The following is a 26,005-nucleotide window of genomic DNA, read 5'->3' on the forward strand; positions in this document are numbered from 1 at the left end:
AAAAACCCCCCTTTTTATATACAAACATATAATTATACGAAAAAAAATAAAAAAAAGTTTCATTATGGAATTTTCTCATGTAAATATATTACTACAAACAATAACGAAAGTGAAAAATAAATTACTGCAAGAAAATATATATTAAAAAGAGTTTCTATATTAAAATATCCTCAATTATCAAAGGATTTTAATAAGAAATGTGGAATATTAAGTTATTATATAAGATATTATAACTAAAGGCAATTACATATTTAGGAGGAAATGAAATGAAAAGCATTTTAAAGACCAAGAATAAAACACAAACAAATATATATTTTGTTCGCCATGCACAACCAGACCTTTATTTATTCTAGTCCTTATAAAAGAGCTATTGACACTATAAAGGATTTTGCTGATAAATCTGAGATTGAGATTATTATAGATAATGATTTACGTGAACGTAAAATTGGAGAATGGGTATGTCACGGACAATGCTTCGATATGCAATAGAGAAATTTGATTCAGAGCTAAGACAGAAATTTTTAAAAGGGGAAATAACTAAGGAGTGAAAATATGGACGCACAACAGATACTTCGCCAATATTTTGGATATAAAAACTTTAGAATAGGACAAGAAGATTTAATAAATGGGGTGCTTAACGGGAAAGATGTACTGGGAATCATGCCTACTAGTGGGGGCAAATCTTTATGTTATCAGATTCCTGAATCAGCATTAGTGTTAAAAGGAAAAGAAAAGGTTTATAAGAAAGTAGAGAATAAAAAAGTACCATTACAGAACACTTTATCTTTGCACGAAGAATTATTTGAAAACCTTAGAAAAATTCGCATGGAGTTAGCTTTAGAAAAAAATGTTCCACCTTATATTATCTTTGCGGATACTACATTAAAGGAGATGTGTGCTTATCTCCCAAAAAACAAAGAAGAAATGCTATTAATTAAAGGTGTAGGAGTCAATAAATTTGAAAGTTATGGAAAAATATTTTTAGATGCTATAACAAAATATAAAGAAGAAACTGGAGCAGAGCCTATTAAAAACATAGCAAAGGAAAATGAAAGGTTTAATAACGGTAAATCAAATAAAGTTAAGACTCATGATATTACATATAGTCTATACAAAGAAGGAAAATTGCTTGAAGAAATAGCTAAAGAAAGACAATTAACTGAGGATACAGTTTTGAGGCATTTTGTGAAATGTCATGAAGAAGGTAAAAAAATAAATTGGGATAATATTGTCGATAGTGATATAGAGAAGCAGGTTTTAGAAGTAGTCGAAGAAGTAGGAAGGCAATTTTTAAAACCTATTAAGGAAAAATTACCAGATTATATTTCATATGTAGACATTAAAAAGGTTTTATATAAGAAGAAATATGAAAATAATTAGTTTTATTCTATAACTATTATGTATACATTGGTAGACGTTTTGGTGACGTTTTCACGATATAATTAAAGTAGAATTTAATAGGTTAGAAAATTGTGAAATTTTTACTTTGCAAGAAAACAATTTTTGCAATTTCCTAAATTTAAATTACATTAGGAGGGATTTACATGATAAGTAATCTTGATATTTCAAAGGCTATGAAAGTTAAGCTTACAGACATATTTACTGAATTACCTGAAATGCCTAAATTTGTTGAAGGTATAAGAAGAGCTCCAAAAAGAGAATTTACACTTACACAAGCAGAAACTGAATTAGCACTTAAAAATGCACTTAGATATATACCAGAAGAATGGCATGAAAAACTAGCACCTGAGTTTTTGAATGAACTTCTAACAAGAGGAAGAATTTATGGGTATAGGTTTAGACCAGAAGGGAGGATAAAAGGAAAGCCAATTGACGAATACAAAGGTAAGACTATACAAGGGAAAGCAATTCAAGTTATGATAGATAACAATTTGGACTTTGACGTAGCACTATACCCATATGAATTAGTAACATATGGAGAAACAGGTCAGGTTTGTCAAAATTGGATGCAATACTGGTTAATTAAGAGATATCTTGAAATAATGACAGAGGATCAAACTTTAGTTGTTGAATCTGGTCATCCATTAGGATTATTTAAATCTACTCCTGAAGCTCCAAGAGTAATATTAACTAATGGTCTTATGGTAGGTATGTATGACAATTTACATGACTGGAATAGAGGAGCTGCTTTAGGAGTTACAAACTATGGACAGATGACTGCAGGTGGATGGATGTATATAGGACCTCAAGGAATTGTTCACGGAACATATAGTACTATTTTAAATGCAGGTAGAGATAAATTAGGTATTCCTGCAGATAGTGATTTAAGAGGACATTTATATGTTACATCTGGTCTTGGTGGCATGAGTGGTGCACAAGGTAAAGCTATTGAAATTGCAAATGGAGTAGGAATTATAGCTGAAGTTGATTATTCAAGGATAAAAACTAGATATGAACAAGGATGGGTTAGTAAGATAATTGATAATCCAGAAGAAGCGTTTAAAGTGGCTAAAGAATACATGGAGAAGGAAAAATCAATAGCAATAGCTTTTTATGGAAATATAGTAGATTTATTAGAATATGCTGTTGAACATGATATACACATAGATTTGCTATCAGACCAGACATCATGCCACGTTGCGTACGATGGAGGATATTGTCCACAAGGGTTAACTTTTGAAGAAAGAACAGAGATGTTAGCTAATGATAGAGAAAAATTTGTGAAATTAGTTGATAAATCATTGAGGAAACATTATGAATTAATTAAAGCATTAGTTAATAAAGGAGCATATTTCTTTGACTATGGAAACAGCTTTATGAAGGCTGTATATGATGCGGGAGTTACTGAAATATGTAAAAATGGTAAGGATCCAATAGATGGATTTATATTCCCATCATATGTTGAAGACATATTAGGACCATTGCTATTTGACTATGGATATGGACCATTTAGATGGGTTTGCTTAAGTGGTAAGAGAGAGGACTTATTAAAGACTGATAAGGCGGCTATGGAATGTATAGATCCAAATAGAAGATTCCAAGATAAAGATAACTGGGTATGGATAAGGGATGCAGATAAAAATAATCTTGTAGTTGGTACTCAAGCAAGAATTCTTTACCAAGATGCTTTAGGAAGAATGAAAATAGCTCTTAAGTTTAATGATATGGTAAGAAAAGGTGAGATAGGTCCTGTAATGCTTGGTAGGGATCATCACGATGCAGGTGGAACTGATTCACCATTTAGAGAAACTGCAAATATTAAAGACGGTTCTAATATTATGGCAGATATGGCTACTCAATGTTTTGCTGGAAATGCTGCAAGAGGTATGACTATGGTAGCTCTTCACAATGGTGGAGGAGTAGGAATAGGAAAAGCTATAAATGGAGGATTTGGATTAGTTCTTGATGGAAGCGAAAGAGTAGATAATATCATAAAAAGAGCAATACCATGGGACGTAATGGGTGGAGTTGCTAGACGTTCATGGGCAAGAAACGAAAACTCAATTTCAACTTGTATAGAATATAATAAAATGAGACAAGGAACTGATCACATTACATTACCATTTATACCAGATGAAAATATGATAAAAGAACTAGTAGAAAAGGCATGGAAAGAAATGAAGTAACAAATGATAATATTAGGAAGGTGATCAAAATGGTTCTAATGAAAAAAATAATAGAATGTGTGCCTAATTTTAGTGAAGGAAGAGATTTAGAGAAGATAGAGAAGATTGTAAGCCCTTTTAGAGGTAAAAAAGGAGTAAAACTCTTAGATTATAGTAGAGATGAAGATCACAATAGATGTGTTGTAACAGTAGTAGGAGAACCAGAGGCTCTTAAAACTGCAGTAATAGAGGCAATGGGTGTAGCTACTGAATTAATTGACTTAACGAAACATGAAGGGCAGCATCCACGAATGGGAGCTACAGATGTTGTACCATTTATACCTATAAGAAACGTATCTATGACAGAAGCTATAGAGTTATCTAAAGAAGTTGCAAAGGAAGCTAGTGAAAAATATAATATACCAATTTTCCTTTATGAAAAATCAGCTACAAGACCAGAAAGAGAAAATTTAGCAAAGATAAGAAAAGGACAATTTGAAGGAATGAAAGAAAAAATTAAACAACCAGAATGGAAGCCAGATTTTGGACCACAAGAGATACATCCTACTGCTGGTGTTACAGCTGTAGGGGCTAGGATGCCTTTAGTTGCATTTAATGTAAACCTAGATACTGATAACCTTGAAATAGCTAATAAGATAGCTAGAAATGTAAGATTCATTAATGGTGGGCTAAGATATTGTAAAGCAATAGGAGTAGAACTAAAAGAAAGAGGAATAGTTCAAGTTTCTATGAACATGACTGATTATACAAAAACTGCTCTTTATAGATCATTTGAGATGATTAAAATGGAAGCTAGAAGATATGGAGTAAATGTAGTAGGCAGTGAAATAATTGGCTTGCTTCCAATGGAAGCTCTTATAGATACTGCGGTATATTATCTAGGAGTAGAGAATTTTTCAATGGATCAAATACTAGAAAGTAGGTTAATGGAATAACAGTATAATGAAGTCCCTTTGGATAAATTGTCCAAAGGGACATTGTTGAATTAACATTTTGGAGGTGAAATAGATGGATAGCGGGAATCTGATCATAAAAAATGCTAATGAAGTTGTTACATGTAGCGGTTTTAAGGCAAAGCATGGAAAAGAAATGTCTGATTTGCACGTAATAAACGACGGAGCAATAGTTATAGAAAATGGTGTAATAAAGGAAGTAGGTAAAACTGAAGAAATAATAAAAAAATATGACCAATCAAAATATGAAGTAATAGATGCATCAGGTAAAGCTGTATTACCAGGTTTTGTTGATTCACATACTCATTTCGTATTTGGTGGATATAGAGCTGAAGAGTTTTCTTGGAGACTTAGAGGAGATAGCTATATGTCAATAATGGAAAGAGGTGGGGGAATAGTAAACACTGTTGAAGCCACTAGAAATGCAACAAAAGAAGAACTATATAATGAGGGAATAAAAAGACTTAATTCTATGCTTTCTTTTGGCGTTACTACTGTAGAAGGAAAGAGTGGTTATGGGTTAGACTTTGATACTGAAATAAAGCAGTTAGAAGTTATGGATGAGCTTAATAGAGACCATCCTCTTGACATAGTTAAAACATTTTTAGGTGCTCACGCTGTACCAAAGGAATATAGTGGAAAAACTGATGAATTTATTGATTTTATAATAGATGAGGTTATGCCTGAAGTTGCAAATAAAAATCTTGCTGAATTTTGTGATATTTTTTGTGAAAAAAATGTATTTTCAATAGAACAATCGAGAAAACTTCTTTCAAAAGCAAAGGAGATGGGATTTAAGCTTAAGCTACATGCAGATGAGATTGTTCAACTTGGTGGTGCAGAGCTAGCAGCTGAGTTAGGAGCTACTTCTGCAGATCATTTGCTTCAGGCTTCTGATGAAGGTATAAAAGCAATGGCAGAGGTTGGAGTTGTAGCTACAATACTTCCTTGTACTGCTTTTAGTCTTAAAGAAAAATATGCTAGAGCAAGATTTATGATAGATAATAATTGTGCAGTTGCATTAGCAACAGATTTAAATCCAGGAAGTTGTTTTACAGAATCTATTCCACTTATATTTGCATTAGCTACATTATATATGAACATGACAGTTGAAGAAGCAATAACAGCTTTAACTATAAATGGAGCTGCAGCAGTTGGTAGAGCAGAAAACATAGGTAGTATAGATGTAGGCAAAAAAGGTGATATAATAATATTAGAATTTCCATCATATAAGTACATACCATATCATATAGCTGTTAGCACTGTTGAAAAGGTAATAAAAAATGGTAAATTAGTATTTGAAAAACAGTAGAGGAGGAGTGTAAATGCTACAAGATTTAAGTTTAAAAGACTTTCTAGCTAAAACAGCATCAGGAGCCCCTGTTCCAGGAGGAGGAAGTGTAGCAGCTTTAAGTGCATCTTTATCTGCAAGCCTTATAGCCATGGTTGCAAACCTTACCATAGGGAAAAAAGGCTATGAGAAGTCAGAAGAAGAAATGAAAAAAATATTAAGTATTGCTGATGAACTTAGGATAAAATTTGTAAATGATATAGACAGAGATTCTGCTGCTTTTAACGAAGTTATGGAATCATTAAAGCTTCCAAAGACCAATGACGAAGAAAAGGCTAAAAGAAGGGAAGCAATGCAAAACAGTTTAAAAAAAGCTGCGTTAGTTCCATTGGAAATAGCAAAAGATGCTTTTAAATTAATGGACTATGCTTCAGAGGTGGTGGACAAAGGCAATAAAAATGCTGTTACTGACGGTGCTGTAGCGGCAATGATGGCAAGAACTGCTGTACTATCTGCACTATATAATGTAAAGATTAACTTAGGTTCTATAAAAGATGAGGAATTTGTTAAAAAGACTGCTAAAGAGGTTGAAGAATTAGAAGCAAAAGTACAAGAGTTAGAAAAAGAAGTACTTTCTAAAGTCAATTTATAAATTTTGATAATGTGTAACATATTAAACATTTCCAATATTTATTTAAATATGATAAAATTAAAGTCATAGTAAATTACTATGACTTTAATTTCAATATTAGAATTTTAAGCTAAGATGTACTCCTTAAAGGGGGACAAAGCTAAATGGATACTATTAAAGTAAATTTATTTAATATTCCAACAGTTTATTTAAATGACAAAAAGATTTCATTTCCCTTAAGAAAAGCGGAAGCTTTATTTTACTATTTAATAGTAAATAATAAAGCAACAAGGGATGAACTTGTAGGTTTATTATGGGCAGATTTTAATGAAAAAAAGGCAAAAAAGAATTTAAGAAATACTATGTATAAAATTAGGAAGACCTTTGGCACAGATATAATATTATCTTCTTATAAGCGAGTAATATGCATAAATCCTGAAATAAAGATAATAAAAGATATAGACATATTTATGGAAGATAGACAAAAAGATATAGAAGTTTATACTGGAGAATTCCTTAAGGGATTTTATATAAAAGATGCAGAAAATTTTATAAGCTGGATGATGAATAAAAGAGATTATTATAAAGACATATATATGAAGAAACTATTAGAAAAAATAGAAATGGCAACAAGTATAGAAGACTACAATAATGTAGAAAAATATGCCAAATTATTAATTGAACAAGATGAGTTTAATGAAGAGGCTTATAGGATATTAATGAAGGTGTATAGAGATCAAGGTAAATATAACAAAGCTATTGATGTATACAATACATTATCAGATGTTTTAGAAAATGAACTAGGAATAACTCCTGATATAAATACAACAAAATTATACGAAGAAATAGTTAGTCTTAAAAATACTTTATATCAAACACCTAATAAAGGTAGTAGAAATTTTTTTTATGGACGACGCGTAGAATTACAATTATTAAAAGACAACTATAATATGTTTATAAAAAATAAGATATTTAAATCTATAATTATTTTAGGTGAGGCAGGAATAGGGAAAACAAGACTTAAGGAAGAATTTTTAAAATCTATCGATAATGAAAACATATACTTAATTGAAGCTAATTGTTACCAATCTGAAAGACTTAATATGTTGAAGCCTTGGCATACTGTTTTTTCTAAAATTCATGAAACTATTAATGCTGAGGGCATAGATATTCCTGTTTTGTGGAAAAATGTAATTTCTTTGTTATTTCCATGTTTTTCTGTAGATGATTCTACTGATAATATTAACCCAGTCGAAAAACTTGATACATTAAAATATGAAGTAATAGAAAATACCATATTAAGTTTTTTTGACAAAGTTTCTAGCAAAAAGAAAATATTGTTAGTTTTTGAAGATCTTCAATGGATGGATGATATGAGTATATCTTTATTGACAAGCATAATTTTACATATAAATAATGGAAATATTGCTTTTTTAGGTACATTAAGAAATGGATATGATGAAGCTATTGATAAGTTTATGGCTTTGATGTTTAAATACGATAAAATAAATGTTATTGAAATTCCTAGATTTAGCAAAGAAGAAACTTACGATTTCATAAAAAAAGCTCTTCCTAATAAAAAAATAAATAAAACTATTATTGATAAGATTTATAAAGAAACAGAAGGTAATACTTTTTTCATGGTAGAATTTTTAAATATTTTAAGACAAAACAAGAGTACTAATGTGATGACATCAAAAATGAAGGATATATTAAAAAGCAAGATTTTAGACTTGTCTAACGATGCTCAAAAAATGCTTAATATAGCATCAATGTTTTTTGATGAAATTCCACTAGATATTTTACAAAAAATAAGTGGTAAAAGTGAATTACAAATCATAGATGTGATAGAACAGCTTAAAGATAAATATATTATAAAAGAAGTTTCTGATTCAAATAAAATAGCATTTCAATTTACTCATCAAAAGTTAAGAGAATTTGTATATCTTGAACAGTCCCCTGCTAGAAGGAAGATTTTACATGATAAAATAGGAATTATATTGGAAAATAGTCTTAAAAACGAAAAAAGTGATGAAGTTATATATCCTAAGCTAGTATATCATTTTTCAAAAAGCGGAAATAAAATTGCAGCTTTAAAATATAGAATTAAAGATATAAATAGATATTTGGATTTTAGTCATGAGTTATTTCCTGAAATAAACACTGCTGCTATAACAAACAATGAGTACTTATATATGACTAAGGAAAAGACTATTAAATATTTTAATGATATAGAAAAGCTAATAAATGAAGTAAAGCTTGATTATGGGATAAATGAAGAAATTTTAAGATTAGAAATTACATTTCTTCATATGAAAGGTAGGTATTTTATTAAGGAAGGAGAATACAAAGAAGGAATAAATCTTATTCAAGAGGTAATAAATAAATCTATATCAATTAATTATTACGAGTATGCACTAAAAGGCTATAGACAGATGATTTTTTATTGTATACAGACTCATAACATACAACTAATGAGTAAATATTTAGAGCTTGGTTTGCAAATTGCCATAAAACATGATTGTAAAAAGGATGTGGCTATACTTTTAAGGCTTAAAGGACTATATAACATAATGACAAGTGAATATGAGGAAGCTGAAGAGCTTTTAGAGAGGTCTATAAAAATTTTTACCATGTTAAACAAATATGAGAATAAATATGCCTTGAACATTGCAGCGGCATATAAATACATTGGAGATATAAGACGGTATAATATGAAATTTTCCGATGCTTTAAATTATTATGATAAAGCCATTTCAATCTGTGAAGATATTAAGGTTTTAAGGGGTATTACAATATTTAATACAAATGCAGGACAAGCTGCATTTGATATGGGTGATTATGGTCGAGCTAGAGAATATTTTAATAGAGCTATTAGAGTTTATAATATTATTGATTCAATATGGGGACGTTCTATTGCACAGGGGTATATGAGTTTATTGCTTATTAAAGAAGGGAATTATAAAAAGGCTTTAGAGTATTTAAAAGCAGCAGAAAAATATGCATATAAGATGAAGAGCCCATATGAACTCGGGCTAGTTTATAGAGTGAAATCTGAAATTAGGGCTAATATAGACCATAACAACAATCTTAAAAAAGTTTTTTCAACCTATCTTCCATTAAAATTAGAGGAATATTGCGATAAAGGAATTGAATTACTTGGGAAAGTAGAGGAGTGCTATGAGATAGATATATTGAGAGCTTTGAAAAGGGGAAGTGGGGAGTAAATTTTAATTAGGAATTTGATAGGCAAAAAACAACTAAGTGTCACTTTAGTTGTTTTTTTTGCTTTTATAGTACTGCAGCAGGAAAGACATCATATTTTGTTAAAATTATTTAGAAAATTAAAAATTAAATGTGTATATTAATAAAAAATAGATGTTTTAATAAAGTAATATTCATATAATTATAAATATAGGTAAAATATCAAATTATATCTATAATAAACAATAAATAATAAAATGCTCGTATAATGTAAATTATCATAAATTAAATACATTGCGAAAACGTTACCAACAAGATGAAATATATTACTTATTTAAAGAAATTGCATAATAAGATATTTTAAATAAGATATTTTGAAAAATTTATAATTTGCAAAATCCTAACCCTGTAGTAATTGTTTAATTTATTATTAAATATAATAAAGTAAAAATTCTGAAATATCTAACAAATTCTTTATAAAAATTTTACATAAATTGATAAGAAAGGAGGATGATGTATTATGCGGTAAAAACTTTTTAAAATAGTTTAAAGTAAAATAATCATGTTTATTAAATTAAAAGGGAGGAAAAAAAGTGATTATATTTATTGTTGTGGTTTATATGGTGTTTATGTTAGTAATTGGGTGGTGGTGCAATAAACATTATATTAATAACATGACAGACTTTTTATTAGCAGGTAGAAGGTTAGGACCAGTACTCTTGGCAGCAACTTTAATGGCTACTCATTTTGGTGGTGGAGCAGTAATGGGTGGAGGAGAATACGGATTTAAATATGGTTTATCAGGTGCTTGGTACGGGATTTCATGCGGTATTGGACTGATTTTTCTTGCACTTGTTACATCACATAAATTTAGAGATTTAAGTCTATATACTGTGCCTGATTATTTAGAAAGAAGATATGGAGGAAAAACTATAAGAGTTATAGGATGTTTATTATCATTATTTGCATTAGTAGGAATTTTAGCAGCACAGGTTCTTGCTGCAAAAGGTGCACTTGCAATACTTGGTATTACAGGGAATACGGGAGCAATTATTGCTACTATAGTATTTATTGTATATACTGCATCAGGTGGACTTTGGGCTGCAACAATGACAGATTTTATTCAAGTTGTAATAGCTGGGATTGGAGTAATAATAGCAAGTATTTTGGTTTTTACAAATGCTGGAGGATATTCAGGATTAACAAATATGCTTGTTAATAAAGGACTTAGTTCGAATTTCTTTAGTATTGGTGGAATGGGATTTGAAAGTATTATGTGGTTATTGCTTCCAACTATTATGTATACCCTTATAGGGCAAGATTTTTATCAAAGAATTTTTTCAGCAAAAGATGCTAAAACGGCTAAAAAAGCTTCTTTAATAGGAGGTATTATATTAATAATACTAAGCCTTTTCCCAGCTATAATGGGTATGGGTGCACGTGGATTATCAAATATAACTAATCCAAGTGATTCAGTACCTTGGATATTAACAAATTTAATGCATCCAGTTGTTGGTGGAATTGTCCTTGCTGCAATAATTGCTGCTATTATGTCAACGGCAGACTCTTTATTGACAGCAGCTACTTCTCATTTTGTTAAAGACCTGTGGATAGAAACGTTTCATAAAGCTAAATTAGAGGAAGAAGAAAGATTACTTAAATTAACAAGAAATTCAACTATTTTAATAGGTATAATATCGTTATTAATAGCTTTATCAGTTCCTGGAATAATTGATGCTTTAATATATTCATATACTATGTACACAGCAGGTATTTTCATCCCAGTAATAGGTGGTGTGCTTTGGGAAAAAGCTACTAGAGAAGGTGCAGTAGTTTCAGCGATAATAGGATCAATAATAGCGCTGGTAGGAATATTATCAAAAGTTGATATATTAGGGATTCCGGTTGAAATATATTCAGCATTAGTATCTTTAATAGTTTTTGTTTTAGTATCGTTGTTTACAAAATCAAAACAAATGAGCAATGCAGGTGAAGCACAGTAATATTGTATAATAATTGATTAGAAATAATATAGCATAAATGATCAAAATTTATTAACTCCATTAATATATGTTAAGAAAATAAATTCTCTTGTTTGGGAAAGTAGTTGTGGTTCAGGTTCTGCTGCAGTTGCTGCTGCTATTGCTTATAAGAATAAGAAAAATGTCGATTCATTAATATTAAAACAACCTAAAGGGAATATTAATGTAAGTGCAAAGTGGAATGGAGCAGTAGAAAAAATTAATATCTCAGGGATCGTCTATATTATATCTGAAGGTAATGTATATTTAGATATTTAAAGGAGAAATTTGATATTTTTTAATCCATATTAGCTTATAGTATATTGAAAAGGTTCATTGTAAAATTAAATGCAACAGGTAAAAAATATAGAACCATAGTGAGAAATCCTGTATGATATAGTTATCCAAACTAAAAAAAATATAGGGAGGTCTCACTATGGTTCAATCTAATTGTACCACGAAAAGACGCTCTTTTAAACACCTAAATGTATATGAGAGAGGAAAAATTGCAGCTCTTTTAGCGGAAGGAAAGAGCCTTCGATATATTGCAAGACAACTTGGTCGTAATGCTAGCACCATTAGTAGAGAAATAAAAAGAGGGACTGTAACTCAACTTAAGTACGATTTATCGACTTATGAAGCCTATTTTCCTGAAGCAGGCCAGGCAGTATATGAAAAACGCCGTAAAAACTGTGGTGCTAAATGCAAGCTTTCACATGCCAAGGAATTTATTGAGTTTGCTGAAAAAAAGATGTTAGCAGAAAAGAAGTGGTCTCCAGATAGCATCGTAGGGTATTGCAAAAGAGATCCTAAATGGAAGGAAAAACCGATGGTTTGCACAAAAACTCTATATAATTACATAGACAGAGGATTTCTTAAAGTACGCAATATTGATTTACAACTCAAACCTAGATTAAAACCTAAAAATAAAAACAACTCCAAAAAACATAAACGAATTATGGGCAAAAGTATAGATTTAAGACCAAAAGAAGTAGAAACTCGTAAAGAGTTTGGACACTGGGAAATCGATACTGTTGTCGGTAAACGTTCGAATGACGCAGTACTTTTAACATTAACCGAGAGGAAAACAAGATATGAATTGATATTTTTACTAGATTTAAAGAACAGTCAAGCTGTTCGTAACGTATTTGTAGAGCTTAAAAACCGATATGGTGCTTTATTCTCTAAGATATTTCGTAGTGTAACCGCTGACAATGGCTCAGAATTTAGTGAATTATCCAGTATTTTAGAGAAGTATAAAAGTGAAGCCTACTTTGCTCATCCCTATTCATCATGGGAAAGAGCAAGCAATGAGAGACAAAATGGTATAATCAGACGTTTTATTCCGAAAGGAAAAACAATAAAAAGAATACCTTTATCATTCATCCAGAGTATCGAAGACTGGATGAATGAATATCCGAGGAAGATATTGGATTATAAAACGCCAAAAGAATGTTTTTATGAAGAACTATTGAGGTTATGTAAGAATAGTAATGAATTCAAGGACAAGCATTTGCTGTCGTCTATCGTTTGAGATTTAGCAAATAAATGTAGCTAAGAAACAAAAGACAGGAGTGCCTTAGTAAATGATCTTATATCGTTAAGGCCTTTCGGCTAGTATGCCAAAAGGCCTAAAGCCAATTATATCATTTCGATACGTTGTCAAGGTCGGGTAGTATTTTCTCGCATATGCTCGAAAATCTCCACCCTTCCCTTGACAACAAAATAAAGTAATATCGACCTAAAATTATAAAACTATAAGAGTTTGGATATCTATAACATACTTCTTCTCACAAAGTGTTGCATTTAATATTGCAATTTAAAAGTATATTGAAAATAAAAAATTGCATATAAAAACCCTTGACAACGATGTATAAACATGATAATATAATAAAAGTCGACAGCAAACAAATGTTGTCGACTAAATAGTTCTTTGAAAACTGAACAGTACAGAACCTGTTAATTCTGAAGAGTAAAAGCTTAGGCTTTTAGATAAAAATTTTTAATGCGAGAGTTTGATCCTGGCTCAGGACAAACGCTGGCGGCGTGCCTAACACATGCAAGTCGAACGAAGCTTTAATTAGGAAGTCTTCGGATGGAATAGTTAAAGCTTAGTGGCGGACGGGTGAGTAACGCGTGGGAAACCTGCCCTATACTGGGGGATAGCCTCGGGAAACCGGGATTAATACCCCATGAAACTCTAATACCGCATGGTATGTGAGTCAAAGTGTTAGCGGTATAGGATGGTCCCGCGTCCCATTAGCTAGTTGGTGAGGTAACGGCTCACCAAGGCGACGATGGGTAGCCGACCTGAGAGGGTGAACGGCCACACTGGAACTGAGACACGGTCCAGACTCCTACGGGAGGCAGCAGTGGGGAATATTGCACAATGGGGGAAACCCTGATGCAGCGACGCCGCGTGAGCGATGAAGGCCTTCGGGTCGTAAAGCTCTGTCCTAAGGGAAGATAATGACGGTACCTTAGGAGGAAGCCCCGGCTAACTACGTGCCAGCAGCCGCGGTAATACGTAGGGGGCGAGCGTTGTCCGGAATTACTGGGCGTAAAGGGTGCGTAGGCGGTCATGTAAGTCAGATGTGAAAGCCCTCGGCTTAACCGAGGTAAGCATTTGAAACTGCATAACTTGAGTGCAGGAGAGGAGAGTGGAATTCCTAGTGTAGCGGTGAAATGCGTAGATATTAGGAAGAATACCAGTGGCGAAGGCGACTCTCTGGACTGTAACTGACGCTGAGGCACGAAAGCGTGGGGAGCGAACAGGATTAGATACCCTGGTAGTCCACGCCGTAAACGATGAGTGCTAGGTGTTGGGGGAGACATCCTTCAGTGCCGCAGTTAACACAATAAGCACTCCGCCTGGGGAGTACGGTCGCAAGACTGAAACTCAAAGGAATTGACGGGGGCCCGCACAAGCAGCGGAGCATGTGGTTTAATTCGACGCAACGCGAAGAACCTTACCAGGGCTTGACATCCCTCGGACCGTCCTAGAGATAGGACTTTCCCTTCGGGGACTGAGGTGACAGGTGGTGCATGGTTGTCGTCAGCTCGTGTCGTGAGATGTTGGGTTAAGTCCCGCAACGAGCGCAACCCTTGTCTTTAGTTGCCATCAGGTAATGCTGGGCACTCTAGAGAGACTGCCGGTGACAAACCGGAGGAAGGTGGGGATGACGTCAAATCATCATGCCCTTTATGTCCTGGGCTACACACGTGCTACAATGGCCGGTACAACGGGCTGCGAGCTCGTAAGAGTGAGCGAATCCCAATAAGCCGGTCCCAGTTCGGATTGTGGGCTGCAACTCGCCCACATGAAGTCGGAGTTGCTAGTAATCGCGAATCAGCATGTCGCGGTGAATGCGTTCCCGGGCCTTGTACACACCGCCCGTCACACCATGGGAGTCGGTAATACCCGAAGCCAGTGAGCTAACCTTTTGGGGGCAGCTGTCGAAGGTAGGACCGATGACTGGGGTGAAGTCGTAACAAGGTAGCCGTATCGGAAGGTGCGGCTGGATCACCTCCTTTCTAAGGAGTAGCACTTTAATTTAGACTATTTAGGGTTCTGTACTGTTTTGTTTTTGATACTTTAAAAGGTATTTATATTTATTACAAGGGCTTGTAGCTCAGGTGGTTAGAGCGCACGCCTGATAAGCGTGAGGTCGGTGGTTCGAGTCCACCCAGGCCCACCATTGCACCTTGAAAATTGCACAGTGAATATAGTAAGTACTAGATACATGGATAGATACTAGCAATTTAATTGCTGGTAACTACTAAGAGTAACTAAGTACTACAATTTCTGGTCAAGTTATTAAGAGCATAGGGTGGATGCCTTGGCACCAGGAGCCGATGAAGGACGGGATAAGCACCGATATGCCTCGGGTAGCCGCAAGTAGGCTTTGATCCGGGGATTTCCGAATGGGGAAACCCACCTAGAGCAAACTCTAGGTATCAACTACTGAATACATAGGTAGTTGAGGGGATACCGGGGGAACTGAAACATCTAAGTACCCCGAGGAAGAGAAAGAAAAATCGATTCCCTAAGTAGCGGCGAGCGAACGGGGAAGAGCCCAAACCAGTAGAGGTTTCCTTTACTGGGGTTGTGGATGCAGCATAAAAGAAGGATTATCGTAGCTGAAGAGTTCTGGAAAGTACCACCATAGAAGGTGAAAGTCCTGTAAGTTAAACGATAAGAATTCTAGCTGTATTCCAGAGTACCACGGGACACGTGAAACCCTGTGGGAAGCTGGGGGGACCACCCCCCAAGGCTAAATACTACCTGGTGACCGATAGCGAAGTAGTACCGTGAGGGAAAGGTGAAAAGAACCCCGGGAGGGGAGTGAAATAGAACCTGAAACCCTATGTTTACAAGCAGTGGAAGTACTTTTTATGTACGACCGCGTACTTTTTGTAGAACGGGCCAGCGAGTTACGATATGCAGCAAGGTTAAGTTGCTATGCAATGGAGCCGTAGGGAAACCGAGTCTTAATAGGGCGTTTTAGTTGCATGTCGTAGACCCGAAACCGGGTGACCTACCCATGGGCAGAGTGAAGCGGAAGTAAAATTTCGTGGAGGCTCGAACCGTTTAGCGTTTAAAAGCTATCGGATGACCTGTGGGTAGCGGTGAAATTCCAATCGAACCCGGATATAGCTGGTTCTCCTCGAAATAGCTTTAGGGCTAGCCTCAAGTAATAGTGACGTGGAGGTAGAGCACTGAATGGTCTAGGGGCGTTCATACGCTACCAAAACCTATCAAACTCCGAATGCCACAGTCATGTTTCTTGGGAGTCAGACTACGTGAGATAAGTTTCGTAGTCAAAAGGGAAACAGCCCAGATCACCAGCTAAGGTCCCTAAGTACAGGTTAAGTGGAAAAGGATGTAAGACTACACAGACAACCAGGATGTTGGCTTAGAAGCAGCCATTCATTTAAAGAGTGCGTAATAGCTCACTGGTCGAGTGGTCTTGCGCCGAAAATTTCCGGGGCTCAAACCTGTCACCGAAGCTGTGGGATACGTATGTATCGGTAGAGGAGCATTCTGTATGGACTGAAGCTATACCGTAAGGAATGGTGGACTATACAGAAGAGAGAATGCTGGCATGAGTAGCGAAAGGTAGGTGAGAATCCTACCCATCGAAAGCCTAAGGTTTCCTGAGGAAGGCTCGTCCTCTCAGGGTTAGTCGGGACCTAAGCCGAGGCCGAATGGCGTAGGCGATGGACAACAGGTTGAGATTCCTGTACTACCTGTAAGCGTTTGAGAAATGGGGTGACACAGGAGGATAGGTTATGCACACCGTTGGTTGAGTGTGTCTAAGCCAGTAGGGAGCTTCTATAGGCAAATCCGTAGAAGTAATCCTAAGAGGTGATGGGGAGCGAAAAATAAGTAGCGAACTAACTGATTCCACACTGTCGAGAAAAGCCTCTATCGAGCGAGCAGGTACCCGTACCGCAAACCGACACAGGTAGGCGAGGAGAGAATCCTAAGATGAGCGGAAGAACCCTTGTTAAGGAACTCGGCAAAATGACCCCGTAACTTCGGGATAAGGGGTGCTAAAAGAGGTTAATACACTAGCTGTATGAAGCCTTATTTAGCCGCAGTGAAGAGGCCCAAGCGACTGTTTACCAAAAACATAGGTCTCTGCTAAGTCGAAAGACGATGTATAGGGGCTGACACCTGCCCGGTGCTGGAAGGTTAAGGGGAACGCTTAGCGAAAGCGAAGGTGTGAACTTAAGCCCCAGTAAACGGCGGCCGTAACTATAACGGTCCTAAGGTAGCGAAATTCCTTGTCGGGTAAGTTCCGACCCGCACGAAAGGTGTAACGATTTGGGCACTGTCTCAACAAGGGATCCGGTGAAATTGTAGTACTCGTGAAGATGCGAGTTACCCGCGACAGGACGGAAAGACCCCGTGGAGCTTTACTGCAGGCTGACATTGGATTTTGGTATCGTATGTACAGGATAGGTGGGAGACTTAGAAGCCGGGGCGCCAGCTTCGGTGGAGTCGACCTTGGGATACCACTCTTATGATGCCGAAATTCTAACCAGAGGCCGTGAAACCGGTCTTGGGACACTGTCAGTTGGGCAGTTTGACTGGGGCGGTCGCCTCCTAAAGAGTAACGGAGGCGCTCAAAGGTTCCCTCAGCACGGTCGGAAATCGTGCGTAGAGTGTAAAGGCAGAAGGGAGCTTGACTGCGAGAGATACATCTCGAGCAGGAACGAAAGTTGGACTTAGTGATCCGGTGGCACCGAGTGGAAGGGCCATCGCTCAACGGATAAAAGCTACCCCGGGGATAACAGGCTTATCTCCCCCAAGAGTCCACATCGACGGGGAGGTTTGGCACCTCGATGTCGGCTCGTCTCATCCTGGGGCTGGAGTAGGTCCCAAGGGTTGGGCTGTTCGCCCATTAAAGAGGCACGCGAGCTGGGTTCAGAACGTCGTGAGACAGTTCGGTCCCTATCCGTCGTGGGCGTAGGAAATTTGAGAGGAGCTGTCCCTAGTACGAGAGGACCGGGATGGACAGACCACTGGTGTATCAGTTGTTCCGCCAGGAGCATGGCTGAGTAGCTAAGTCTGGAAAGGATAAGCGCTGAAGGCATCTAAGCGCGAAGCCACCCTCAAGATAAGATTTCCCATCTTTTTAAAGAGTAAGACCCCAGGTAGACTACCTGGTTGATAGGTCACAGGTGTAAGGATAGTGATATCTTTAGCTTAGTGATACTAATAGGTCGAGGACTTGACCAGGAAAATTCACTGTGCAGTTTTGAAGGCGCAAGCCTTAAAAATATCCGGTGACGATAGCGAGAGGGTCACACCTGTTCCCATACCGAACACAGAAGTTAAGCCTCTCAGCGCTGATGGTACTTGGACGGAGACGTCCTGGGAGAGTAGGTCGTTGCCGGTTTTTTATTTAATATAAAGGTACAAAATACTAGAAAAAATACAGATTAATTTCATAAATTATTATGTAAATATTAAGAAGGGTGCACTAAGTGCACCCTTCTTAATATTTTAGGAATTAAATAGTTATTACAAGTTCAAAAATTGATGAAAAATATATTAACATTATAAAATTTCCTAAATAACAATATTAGTGTTAATATAGATATATAAGTTTAAAGTTAAAAGAGCCTTAATAAAATAAATTTTCTCTTTTTATATTATGTAAAAATATTTAGGAGAAGTATTAGAGGGGAGCGTAAAATGATCAAAGAAAAAGCAAATCAGATTCATTTTAATTCTATAGTGTTAGATAGTCATAACGATACAATGTTATCTGTCATAGATCATGATACGGGGTTACCTAAGATAGATATAGGAAAAGATACGAATCTTCAATTAGATTTACAAAAGGCTAAGAAAGGAGGTTTAGATATTGGTTATTTTGCTGCTTTCTCTAGTAGAAAAGAGTCGTATGAAAAAGCTAATAGCAGTATACTAGCATTAATTAATGCACTTTACTGGACCCGAGATCATAATAAAAATAGATTAGAAATTGGTACTACAGTAGAAGAAATAAAAGAAATACTTTCTACGGGGAAAATAGTAGCAGTGCCTGCGATAGAGGGAGCTTATTCTTTAGGAGAATATAATGCTATAGAATTATTAAATCAATATTATGATTTAGGAGTGAGAGTCATAGCATATGTATGGAATCAGGAAAATGCTTTAGGATCTGGTATAGAAGGACCAGATAATATGGGGCTTACGCAATTAGGATATCAAGTTACAGATGAGATGAACAGATTAGGTATGATAATTGATGTTTCTCATATGAATGAAAGAACTTTTTGGGATGTAGTTAAATATTCTAAAGCTCCTATAATAGCTAGTCATTCTTGTTCTTCAAAATTATGTCCTCATGTTCGAAATTTAACTGATGAACAAATTATAGCATTAGCTGAAAATAATGGATTAGTAAATATAAATTATTGGTGGGAACTTTTAGGGCGACCTAAAGAAGAAGTTAATGTAAAAAATTTAGTAGATCATATAGATTATATAGTAAAATTGGTTGGGATAGATTATGTTGGTTTAGGTTCTGATTTTGATGGTGCTTCTATGCCTGTAGACATACAAACAGCAAGAGACATTCCAAAAATAACATTAGAGTTATTAAAAAGAAATTATACAGAAGAAGATATAAGAAAAATATTAGGGTTAAATAATCTTAGGGTAATGGCAGAAGTTCAAAAGGCGGCTAAAGTAAGGCGAGAAAATAATATTGAAATAATACCAAATATAAAGTTGGGAAGCATAATATGTAGTAAAGAAAAACTACTGAAGGCAAAAATATTAGTAAAAGATGATAAAGAAAAAAATTTAGATTTTAGAATTATTATAGATGGTGTTAAATATAAATCAAAATACGTCAAAGAAGAAAATAATTTATGCTTAGATGATGATATTAATTTAGAAAATAACGCTTTCCATGTGGTTACTTTTGAAGTAAAAGATCAGGAGAATAATATAAGTAGAAATACATGTATATTTTATATAGAAGACTGAAATATGTGGATATAGAACTTTAGGTATAAAGATTTAAAGTATTAAGGGCGTATACCTATATAGTTTAGAATGAGTATTTTTATAAAGAGGGGTAAGAATATGATTTTAATATTAAACTGTTTACTAGAGGAGAAAAGTGTAAAAGATTTTAATAAAGCTATGGAAGAATATCTTGGAAATATGGGCAATAGTTTTGAAATCATTAGGGTGAGAGAAGCTAATAAGGTAACTGATTTAAATAGATATACTCATCTAATTATTTCAGGATCTGGAGCTTCAGCTGCGGAATATAATCCTTGGAACTCTACTCTTGAAAAGATAATAATGTACTTTGTAAATAATAATAAATCAATATTAGGAATATGTTATGGTCACCAATTCCTTGTCAGAGTATTGGCAGGAGCAGAACATATTAGAAAAGCTAAGAAAGCAGAAATTGGCTTTGCTAAAATTGATATTGATGATAACAAAATATTTGAAGGAATATCTGACCCTGTATTTAGTGTATTTCATTATGAAGAAGTATTTGATTTAAATGATGATTTTAAGATAATAGCAAAAAACAAAAATTGTTCAATTCATGCATTCCAGTATAAAAATTTACCAATTTGGGGAACTCAATTTCACCCTGAATATGGATTGGAAAAAACTAAGGAGAATATTGCTAACTATAAAAAGAATGATCCAAATTTCGATAAATATTATATTTATGATTTGGAAGATGAGAAAAAAATAGTTCAAAATAAGTTGATTTTTGAGAATTTTATCAATTTATTATAATTCATTTGGAACAAAAACATAAAGAAAACAGTCTAAAGAATAAATGAATTAAATAGGAGGGAATTCATGTTATTAAATAAAAATAGAAAATTTACTTTGCTTTTAATTATATTTACTGTGTTATTGATGTTATCAGGGTGTGGAAGTAATAATTCTTCTAGAAATGAAATAGCAATGGATAAGGGTTCATCTGACTCAGTGCAACCTCAGGTGAACGAAGATATAGGGTTTGATAATGTTGCTGAATATGAAGGAGTAGATAGAGGAACTGATAGTATTGAGCAAAACAGTAATCCTATCGACACTGGAAGAAAAATAATTAAATCAGGTAGAATTGAAATGGAAACTAAAGAATTTGATAAGGCAACAAATGCTATTATTGCTAAAGTCAATGCTATAGGTGGATATACAGAAACATCCAATATAAATGGCAGGAGAATAAATGATAAAAGTAGCTCAAGTAACAGAATAGCAACATTTAAGCTAAGAGTTCCTGAAAATGAATTTGAGAATTTTATGATGGAGTTTAATAATATAGGGAATGTAATATTGCAGGAGAAGACAGGTACTGATATTACAAGCCAGTATTTTGACTCTGAAGCTAGACTGAAATCACTTCAAATACAGGAAGAAAGGCTTTTGGATATACTAAAAAAAGCAGACAAAATAGAAGATATAATAGAATTAGAAAGAGAATTGTCAGATGTTAGATATCAAATTGAGAATTTGACAGGAACGCTTAGAAAATGGGATAATATGGTTAATTTTGCTACTATACAGGTTACAGTATATGAGGTTCAAGACCTTACAGAAGAAGAACCGGAATCATTAGGAGCTAAGATTGCATATGGTTTTAATAATTCTGTAAAAGGTGTTATTAGATTAGTAAAAGAAATAATAATAGGAATAGCTGTAATAATACCGTATTTAGTTGTTTTTACATTGATTATATTATTGGTTAGATATATATATGTAAAAGTAAAACCAAAGATTTTAAACAAAAAGGATAAATAAAAAATCATGGATATTTTCCACTTAATACAAGTTGTAATATAAGCGTTACTATAATATACTTTACTATACAATATAATAATATTTATTTAGTTCCATTTTGTTCTATTAATTTATATAATAGTATTGTGGGGGGATTTTATGGATATATCTACCTTATATAATAAAGGGGTTTCTTTTGAAGAATTTGTAAATAAAGATACAGATACCTATAGGGAAAAGACTATGACTATATTTAATAGTATAGAATTTGACAATGAAATTATAGAGAAGATTAAAAGTATAAAAAAGAAAGTAAAGGTTTTAATATGTGCAGAAATATGGTGTCCTGACTGCATGATAAATGTTCCTATTGTTGAGCGAATGAGAAAATTAAACAACAATATAGAAATCTCAATAGTTGGGAGAGAAGGTAATGAAGAATTTTTTAAAAAATTTTCCTACAATGAAAGAGTCAAAATCCCTACATTTGTATTCTATGATATAAATTTCAAAGAATTAGGCAGCTTTGTAGAACAACCTAAAAAATTAAAAAATATAATTCAAGGCGGAAGTCAACCTAATAGAATAATTGCAATGAGAAAATATAGAAAGGGTGAGTATGCTCGAGATACGGTAAATGAGATTTTAGAAATATTATTGTAATTTTTTGTAATATATTCACTTTGAGAGGAGATATTATTTATGCACTTATTAAAAAAATTTTTTCTAGCAATATTATCTTTAGTTTTGGTGATAGTATTTCAGGGAATGATTAATGAGGTAGTAATGGCAACGGGATTGAATAGTAATACTTTTACTAATGATTATCTTATACAACCTGATACAAATTGGGCTGCTTACAAAAAAAAAGTTGAGGTTAAAGGTATATACTTAACTGGAAATACATTCGGATATGATAAAAGATTTAATCAATTAGTAGATTTAGTCAAGTCTACAGAATTAAATGCTATGGTTATCGATATAAAAGACGATTCAGGTCTTTTAACTTATGACACTGATGTAAAATTTGCTATAGATGTAGGAGCAAACAAGAATATTAGAGTTAAAAATCTTGATGAAAAAATGAAAATATTAAGAGATAATGATATTTATCCTATTGCAAGGATTGTTACATTTAAAGATAAAACTGCAGGGGCTAAGAGACCTGATTTAGCTATAAAATCTAAAAATGGTCAGATTTGGAGAGATAGAGGTGGAAATGCATGGCTTAACCCATATAATAAAGAATCATGGGAATACCCTATACAAATTGCAGAAGAAGCTGCATTAAAAGGATTTAAAGAAATACAATTTGATTATGTTAGATTTCCTACTGACGGGAATCGTGCAATGATTGATTATGGACAAGCTGCTGAAGGCACAACCATGGCTGAAGCTATAGCTGGATTTTTAAAATATGCTAGAGAAAGATTAGAACCATTAGGTGTATATGTTTCGGCAGATATATTTGGTCTTGTAACTACAGTAAAAGATGACATGGGTCTTGGACAGCACTTAGAAACATTAGCGACTAGTGTAGATATATTATGTCCGATGGTATATCCTTCACACTATGCTATGGGGAGCTATGGAATTAAATATCCTGATTCAAATCCATATAAGATAGTATATACTAGTATGTCTAGAGCTAAAGAAAGAATAGACACGTTAGAAACAAACGAAAAAAAGGCTATACTAAGACCATGGCTTCAGGATTTTTCAGCTCCTTGGCTTAAAAAGGATTACGGTTCTCATTATATAACCTATGGGAAGGAACAAGTAAGAGCTCAAATTCAGGCTACTTATGATGCAGGATTGACTGAATGGATATTGTGGAATGCAGGCAATAATTATACTGGTGGAGCTCTTTTAGAAGCTGAATAGATAACTGTGTTACCTAACAAACAGGTCTGAATCTATGGACCTGTTTTTTTATAGGAAAATAAGCCTTATACTTAAAATAATTTAATGATAAAACTTTAAGAATAAAAAGGATAAACTTAGAGTATAATTTTAGTAGGCAAAAACAACAAAAATGAAAAAGATGCCCGAAAGCACCTTTAACATATATGAATCATCCAATATAATAGTAATTAATAAGAAAACTATAAAAGGGATGATTACATGTATAATATAAGTTTAGATGAAAAAGAAATTAATTTCAAGAACTTAGAGAAAATTATATATAAGCTTGTATGCCGACAGGCATGTGAAATGCTCGTAGAGCTATTAGAAAAATTAGATAATAAATTAATGAAAGAAAGAGATAAAGAAGAATATAGAAATAAAGGATTAAAGAAAACTACCATAAAAACAATAATGGGCGAAATTGAATATAAACGTAGAATATATCAATATACTACACAAGAGGGTAAAAGAGGTTACAAATGCCTTTTAGATGAATACTTAAAAATGGAAACCATAGGACATATATCTACAAATCTAGTAGAAAAAATAGTAGATCTAGCAACAGATGAATCATATAGAAAAACAGCAAATAAAATAACAGAAATGACAAACCAAAGTATAAGTCATTCAGCAGCTTGGAACATAATACAAAACTTAGGAGAACAACTAAAACAAAAAGAAAAACACGAAATAAAATTAAACAACGAAGAAAAATTACAAGGCAAAAAAGAAACAAAAATATTGTTTGAAGAAATGGATGGAGTGTGGATAAATATCCAAGGTAAAGATAAAAAGACTAAGGGAAAAGAGAAAAAAGAACTAAAATTAGGAATTTTTTATGAAGGCTGGGAGAAGAAGCATGAGAAAAAAGATAGATATGTACTAAAGAACAAAAAAGCATATGCAAGCTTTGGAAGTAGTAAAGAATTTAGAAAACTAAGACAAGCCAAAATAGCGAAACAATATAATACTGACGAAATAGAAACAAAAATAGTAAATGGAGATGGAGCAAACTGGATAAAAGAAGTTATAAAAGAAGACAATTCACACTTTCAATTAGATCCATTTCATAGAAATCAAGCAGTACTTAAGAACATAGAAGATAAGAAAAAGGCAAAAGAAATAATAAAGAAACTAAGCAATGGTAACATAGAAGAAGGATTAGAAATGATAACAAAACTAATGATAGAAAACAATGATAATCAAAAGAAAATGAAGAAATTACAGGCACTATATAATTACCTAGTAAACAACAAAGAAGGGATAGTGCTCTACAAACTTCGCCCAGACATAAATATGCCGCAACCACCAGAAGGAATTAAATATAGAAATCTAGGAACAATGGAACATAGCATATGTGATATATTAGCACAAAGGATGAAAGGGAATAAAACAAGTTGGTCAATACAAGGAGCCAGTAACTTAGCCAAGATACTAGCAGAAAAAGCAAGCAAAGAATTAGCAACAACAATAAAATCACTACTGAACAAAGAAATAAAAGAAGAAAAGCTTGAAGAAATAATAGAAAAAGTAGGATTAACAGCAGCAGAAGTAAATAAAAAGCCAAAGAAAAGCAAGATATACAAACACAAAAGAGCAAGCATGCCATTTAGTCAATGTTCAGTAACTAACGGAAGAAAAGCCATAAAGGACATGTTAGGTTGCAAATGTGCAAGTCAAATGAACCTAAGTTTTTAATATCTAATATATTATATAACTTAAAAGAATAAGCTAACATACGATACCTATGCTCTAATATAAGCCTAAAAAAATACAACATAATAGAGCATTAATACTGATGAATAAATAGAATTAGACCTAAAAATAGGGCTCTCAGACTTATTGTTATTCTATAATCATAAGTCTAGTATTATAGAATAACAATTTTGAAATCATTGTAAAGTATATGTAAATTTATTTTTAAAATTGTAGAAAGTATAAATAGAATACTCTTGCCCTATCGGGCATAAAAACATAATTAAAACAGCAAAATTGGATGATTAAATTTAAAAATAATAATTTTGCCAACTTTTACTTGACAGTATCAAGGATAAAAAAAGTTTTGCAAAATTTACGTGCTAGTGATACAATATTTAGGGTGCATATTAGACACAAGCACAAAATA

Annotated in this window: 16 protein-coding genes, 1 tRNA gene and 3 rRNA genes; all 20 read left to right on the forward strand. The window is 33.6% G+C overall.

The window, feature by feature from the left end; translation table 11 throughout:
• Positions 1-324 precede the first annotated feature (324 nt).
• The 20 genes from ACZ41D_RS02760 (at position 325) to ACZ41D_RS02855 (ending at position 25,578) form a co-directional block, all read left to right on the forward strand.
• On the forward strand, positions 325-489 hold the full coding sequence (locus ACZ41D_RS02760) for a histidine phosphatase family protein (protein WP_464152393.1): 165 nt from the start codon (positions 325-327) through the stop codon (positions 487-489).
• Positions 490-552: 63 nt separating this feature from the next.
• Complete coding sequence (locus ACZ41D_RS02765; protein WP_464152394.1) at positions 553-1,380, forward strand: helix-turn-helix domain-containing protein; 828 nt, start codon at positions 553-555, stop codon at positions 1,378-1,380.
• A 164-nt stretch (positions 1,381-1,544) separates the two neighbouring features.
• A complete protein-coding gene (locus ACZ41D_RS02770; RefSeq protein WP_464152395.1) occupies positions 1,545-3,587 on the forward strand; it encodes a urocanate hydratase in 2,043 nt (680 codons plus the stop codon).
• Positions 3,588-3,625: 38 nt separating this feature from the next.
• Complete coding sequence (gene ftcD, locus ACZ41D_RS02775) at positions 3,626-4,522, forward strand: glutamate formimidoyltransferase (protein ID WP_464153106.1); 897 nt, start codon at positions 3,626-3,628, stop codon at positions 4,520-4,522.
• A gap of 73 nt (positions 4,523-4,595) precedes the next feature.
• Positions 4,596-5,852, forward strand: a complete 1,257-nt coding sequence (hutI, locus tag ACZ41D_RS02780) for an imidazolonepropionase (protein ID WP_464152396.1) — start codon at positions 4,596-4,598, stop codon at positions 5,850-5,852.
• 13 nt (positions 5,853-5,865) lie between these two features.
• Positions 5,866-6,483, forward strand: coding sequence for a cyclodeaminase/cyclohydrolase family protein (locus ACZ41D_RS02785; RefSeq protein ID WP_464152397.1), 618 nt, complete (start codon positions 5,866-5,868; stop codon positions 6,481-6,483).
• A gap of 143 nt (positions 6,484-6,626) precedes the next feature.
• The gene (locus ACZ41D_RS02790; RefSeq protein ID WP_464152398.1) at positions 6,627-9,689 is read left to right on the forward strand and encodes an AAA family ATPase; all 3,063 of its coding nucleotides are present in this window, start codon (positions 6,627-6,629) and stop codon (positions 9,687-9,689) included.
• A gap of 570 nt (positions 9,690-10,259) precedes the next feature.
• Positions 10,260-11,669 carry a sodium:solute symporter family protein gene (locus ACZ41D_RS02795; RefSeq protein WP_464152399.1) on the forward strand — a complete coding sequence of 470 codons (1,410 nt, stop codon included), beginning with the start codon at positions 10,260-10,262 and terminating at the stop codon, positions 11,667-11,669.
• Positions 11,670-11,702: 33 nt separating this feature from the next.
• Positions 11,703-11,966, forward strand: a complete 264-nt coding sequence (locus tag ACZ41D_RS02800) for a hypothetical protein (RefSeq protein ID WP_464153107.1) — start codon at positions 11,703-11,705, stop codon at positions 11,964-11,966.
• A gap of 157 nt (positions 11,967-12,123) precedes the next feature.
• Entirely contained in the window at positions 12,124-13,221 is a 1,098-nt protein-coding gene (locus ACZ41D_RS02805) for an IS30 family transposase (protein ID WP_464152400.1), read from the forward strand.
• A gap of 469 nt (positions 13,222-13,690) precedes the next feature.
• Positions 13,691-15,221, forward strand: a 16S ribosomal RNA gene (locus tag ACZ41D_RS02810).
• Positions 15,222-15,308: 87 nt separating this feature from the next.
• Positions 15,309-15,385: transfer RNA gene (locus tag ACZ41D_RS02815), tRNA-Ile, on the forward strand.
• Positions 15,386-15,494: 109 nt separating this feature from the next.
• A 23S ribosomal RNA gene (locus ACZ41D_RS02820) occupies positions 15,495-18,435 on the forward strand.
• 43 nt (positions 18,436-18,478) lie between these two features.
• Positions 18,479-18,595: ribosomal RNA gene (gene rrf / locus ACZ41D_RS02825) — 5S ribosomal RNA — on the forward strand.
• The 16S, 23S and 5S rRNA genes sit together here with 1 tRNA gene alongside, the layout of an rRNA operon.
• 299 nt (positions 18,596-18,894) lie before the next feature.
• The gene (locus tag ACZ41D_RS02830; protein ID WP_464152401.1) at positions 18,895-20,199 is read left to right on the forward strand and encodes a dipeptidase; all 1,305 of its coding nucleotides are present in this window, start codon (positions 18,895-18,897) and stop codon (positions 20,197-20,199) included.
• A 99-nt stretch (positions 20,200-20,298) separates the two neighbouring features.
• Positions 20,299-20,979, forward strand: a complete 681-nt coding sequence (locus ACZ41D_RS02835) for a type 1 glutamine amidotransferase (protein ID WP_464152402.1) — start codon at positions 20,299-20,301, stop codon at positions 20,977-20,979.
• Between the two features lie 66 nt (positions 20,980-21,045).
• Entirely contained in the window at positions 21,046-21,993 is a 948-nt protein-coding gene (locus tag ACZ41D_RS02840) for a DUF4349 domain-containing protein (protein WP_464152403.1), read from the forward strand.
• A 138-nt stretch (positions 21,994-22,131) separates the two neighbouring features.
• Positions 22,132-22,635: a thioredoxin family protein gene (locus tag ACZ41D_RS02845; RefSeq protein WP_464152404.1), complete on the forward strand. Its 504-nt coding sequence runs from the start codon at positions 22,132-22,134 to the stop codon at positions 22,633-22,635.
• A 39-nt stretch (positions 22,636-22,674) separates the two neighbouring features.
• Positions 22,675-23,856: a putative glycoside hydrolase gene (locus ACZ41D_RS02850; RefSeq protein ID WP_464152405.1), complete on the forward strand. Its 1,182-nt coding sequence runs from the start codon at positions 22,675-22,677 to the stop codon at positions 23,854-23,856.
• Positions 23,857-24,096: 240 nt separating this feature from the next.
• Positions 24,097-25,578 carry an ISLre2 family transposase gene (locus tag ACZ41D_RS02855; protein ID WP_464150702.1) on the forward strand — a complete coding sequence of 494 codons (1,482 nt, stop codon included), beginning with the start codon at positions 24,097-24,099 and terminating at the stop codon, positions 25,576-25,578.
• Positions 25,579-26,005 lie beyond the last annotated feature (427 nt).

The sequence above is a fragment of the Brassicibacter thermophilus genome (assembly GCF_055378355.1).

What these genes read in the sequence shown, in the direction of transcription:
- ACZ41D_RS02835 (WP_464152402.1), top strand. Translation starts at nt 20,299, where the DNA reads ATGATTTTAATATTAAACTGTTTACTAGAGGAGAAAAGTGTAAAAGAT.
- ACZ41D_RS02785 (WP_464152397.1), top strand. Translation starts at nt 5,866, where the DNA reads ATGCTACAAGATTTAAGTTTAAAAGACTTTCTAGCTAAAACAGCATCA.
- ACZ41D_RS02790 (WP_464152398.1), top strand. Translation starts at nt 6,627, where the DNA reads ATGGATACTATTAAAGTAAATTTATTTAATATTCCAACAGTTTATTTA.
- ACZ41D_RS02805 (WP_464152400.1), top strand. Translation starts at nt 12,124, where the DNA reads ATGGTTCAATCTAATTGTACCACGAAAAGACGCTCTTTTAAACACCTA.
- ACZ41D_RS02830 (WP_464152401.1), top strand. Translation starts at nt 18,895, where the DNA reads ATGATCAAAGAAAAAGCAAATCAGATTCATTTTAATTCTATAGTGTTA.
- hutI (WP_464152396.1), top strand. Translation starts at nt 4,596, where the DNA reads ATGGATAGCGGGAATCTGATCATAAAAAATGCTAATGAAGTTGTTACA.
- ACZ41D_RS02760 (WP_464152393.1), top strand. Translation starts at nt 325, where the DNA reads ATGCACAACCAGACCTTTATTTATTCTAGTCCTTATAAAAGAGCTATT.
- ACZ41D_RS02845 (WP_464152404.1), top strand. Translation starts at nt 22,132, where the DNA reads ATGGATATATCTACCTTATATAATAAAGGGGTTTCTTTTGAAGAATTT.
- ftcD (WP_464153106.1), top strand. Translation starts at nt 3,626, where the DNA reads ATGAAAAAAATAATAGAATGTGTGCCTAATTTTAGTGAAGGAAGAGAT.
- ACZ41D_RS02765 (WP_464152394.1), top strand. Translation starts at nt 553, where the DNA reads ATGGACGCACAACAGATACTTCGCCAATATTTTGGATATAAAAACTTT.
- ACZ41D_RS02840 (WP_464152403.1), top strand. Translation starts at nt 21,046, where the DNA reads ATGTTATTAAATAAAAATAGAAAATTTACTTTGCTTTTAATTATATTT.
- ACZ41D_RS02850 (WP_464152405.1), top strand. Translation starts at nt 22,675, where the DNA reads ATGCACTTATTAAAAAAATTTTTTCTAGCAATATTATCTTTAGTTTTG.
- ACZ41D_RS02855 (WP_464150702.1), top strand. Translation starts at nt 24,097, where the DNA reads ATGTATAATATAAGTTTAGATGAAAAAGAAATTAATTTCAAGAACTTA.
- ACZ41D_RS02770 (WP_464152395.1), top strand. Translation starts at nt 1,545, where the DNA reads ATGATAAGTAATCTTGATATTTCAAAGGCTATGAAAGTTAAGCTTACA.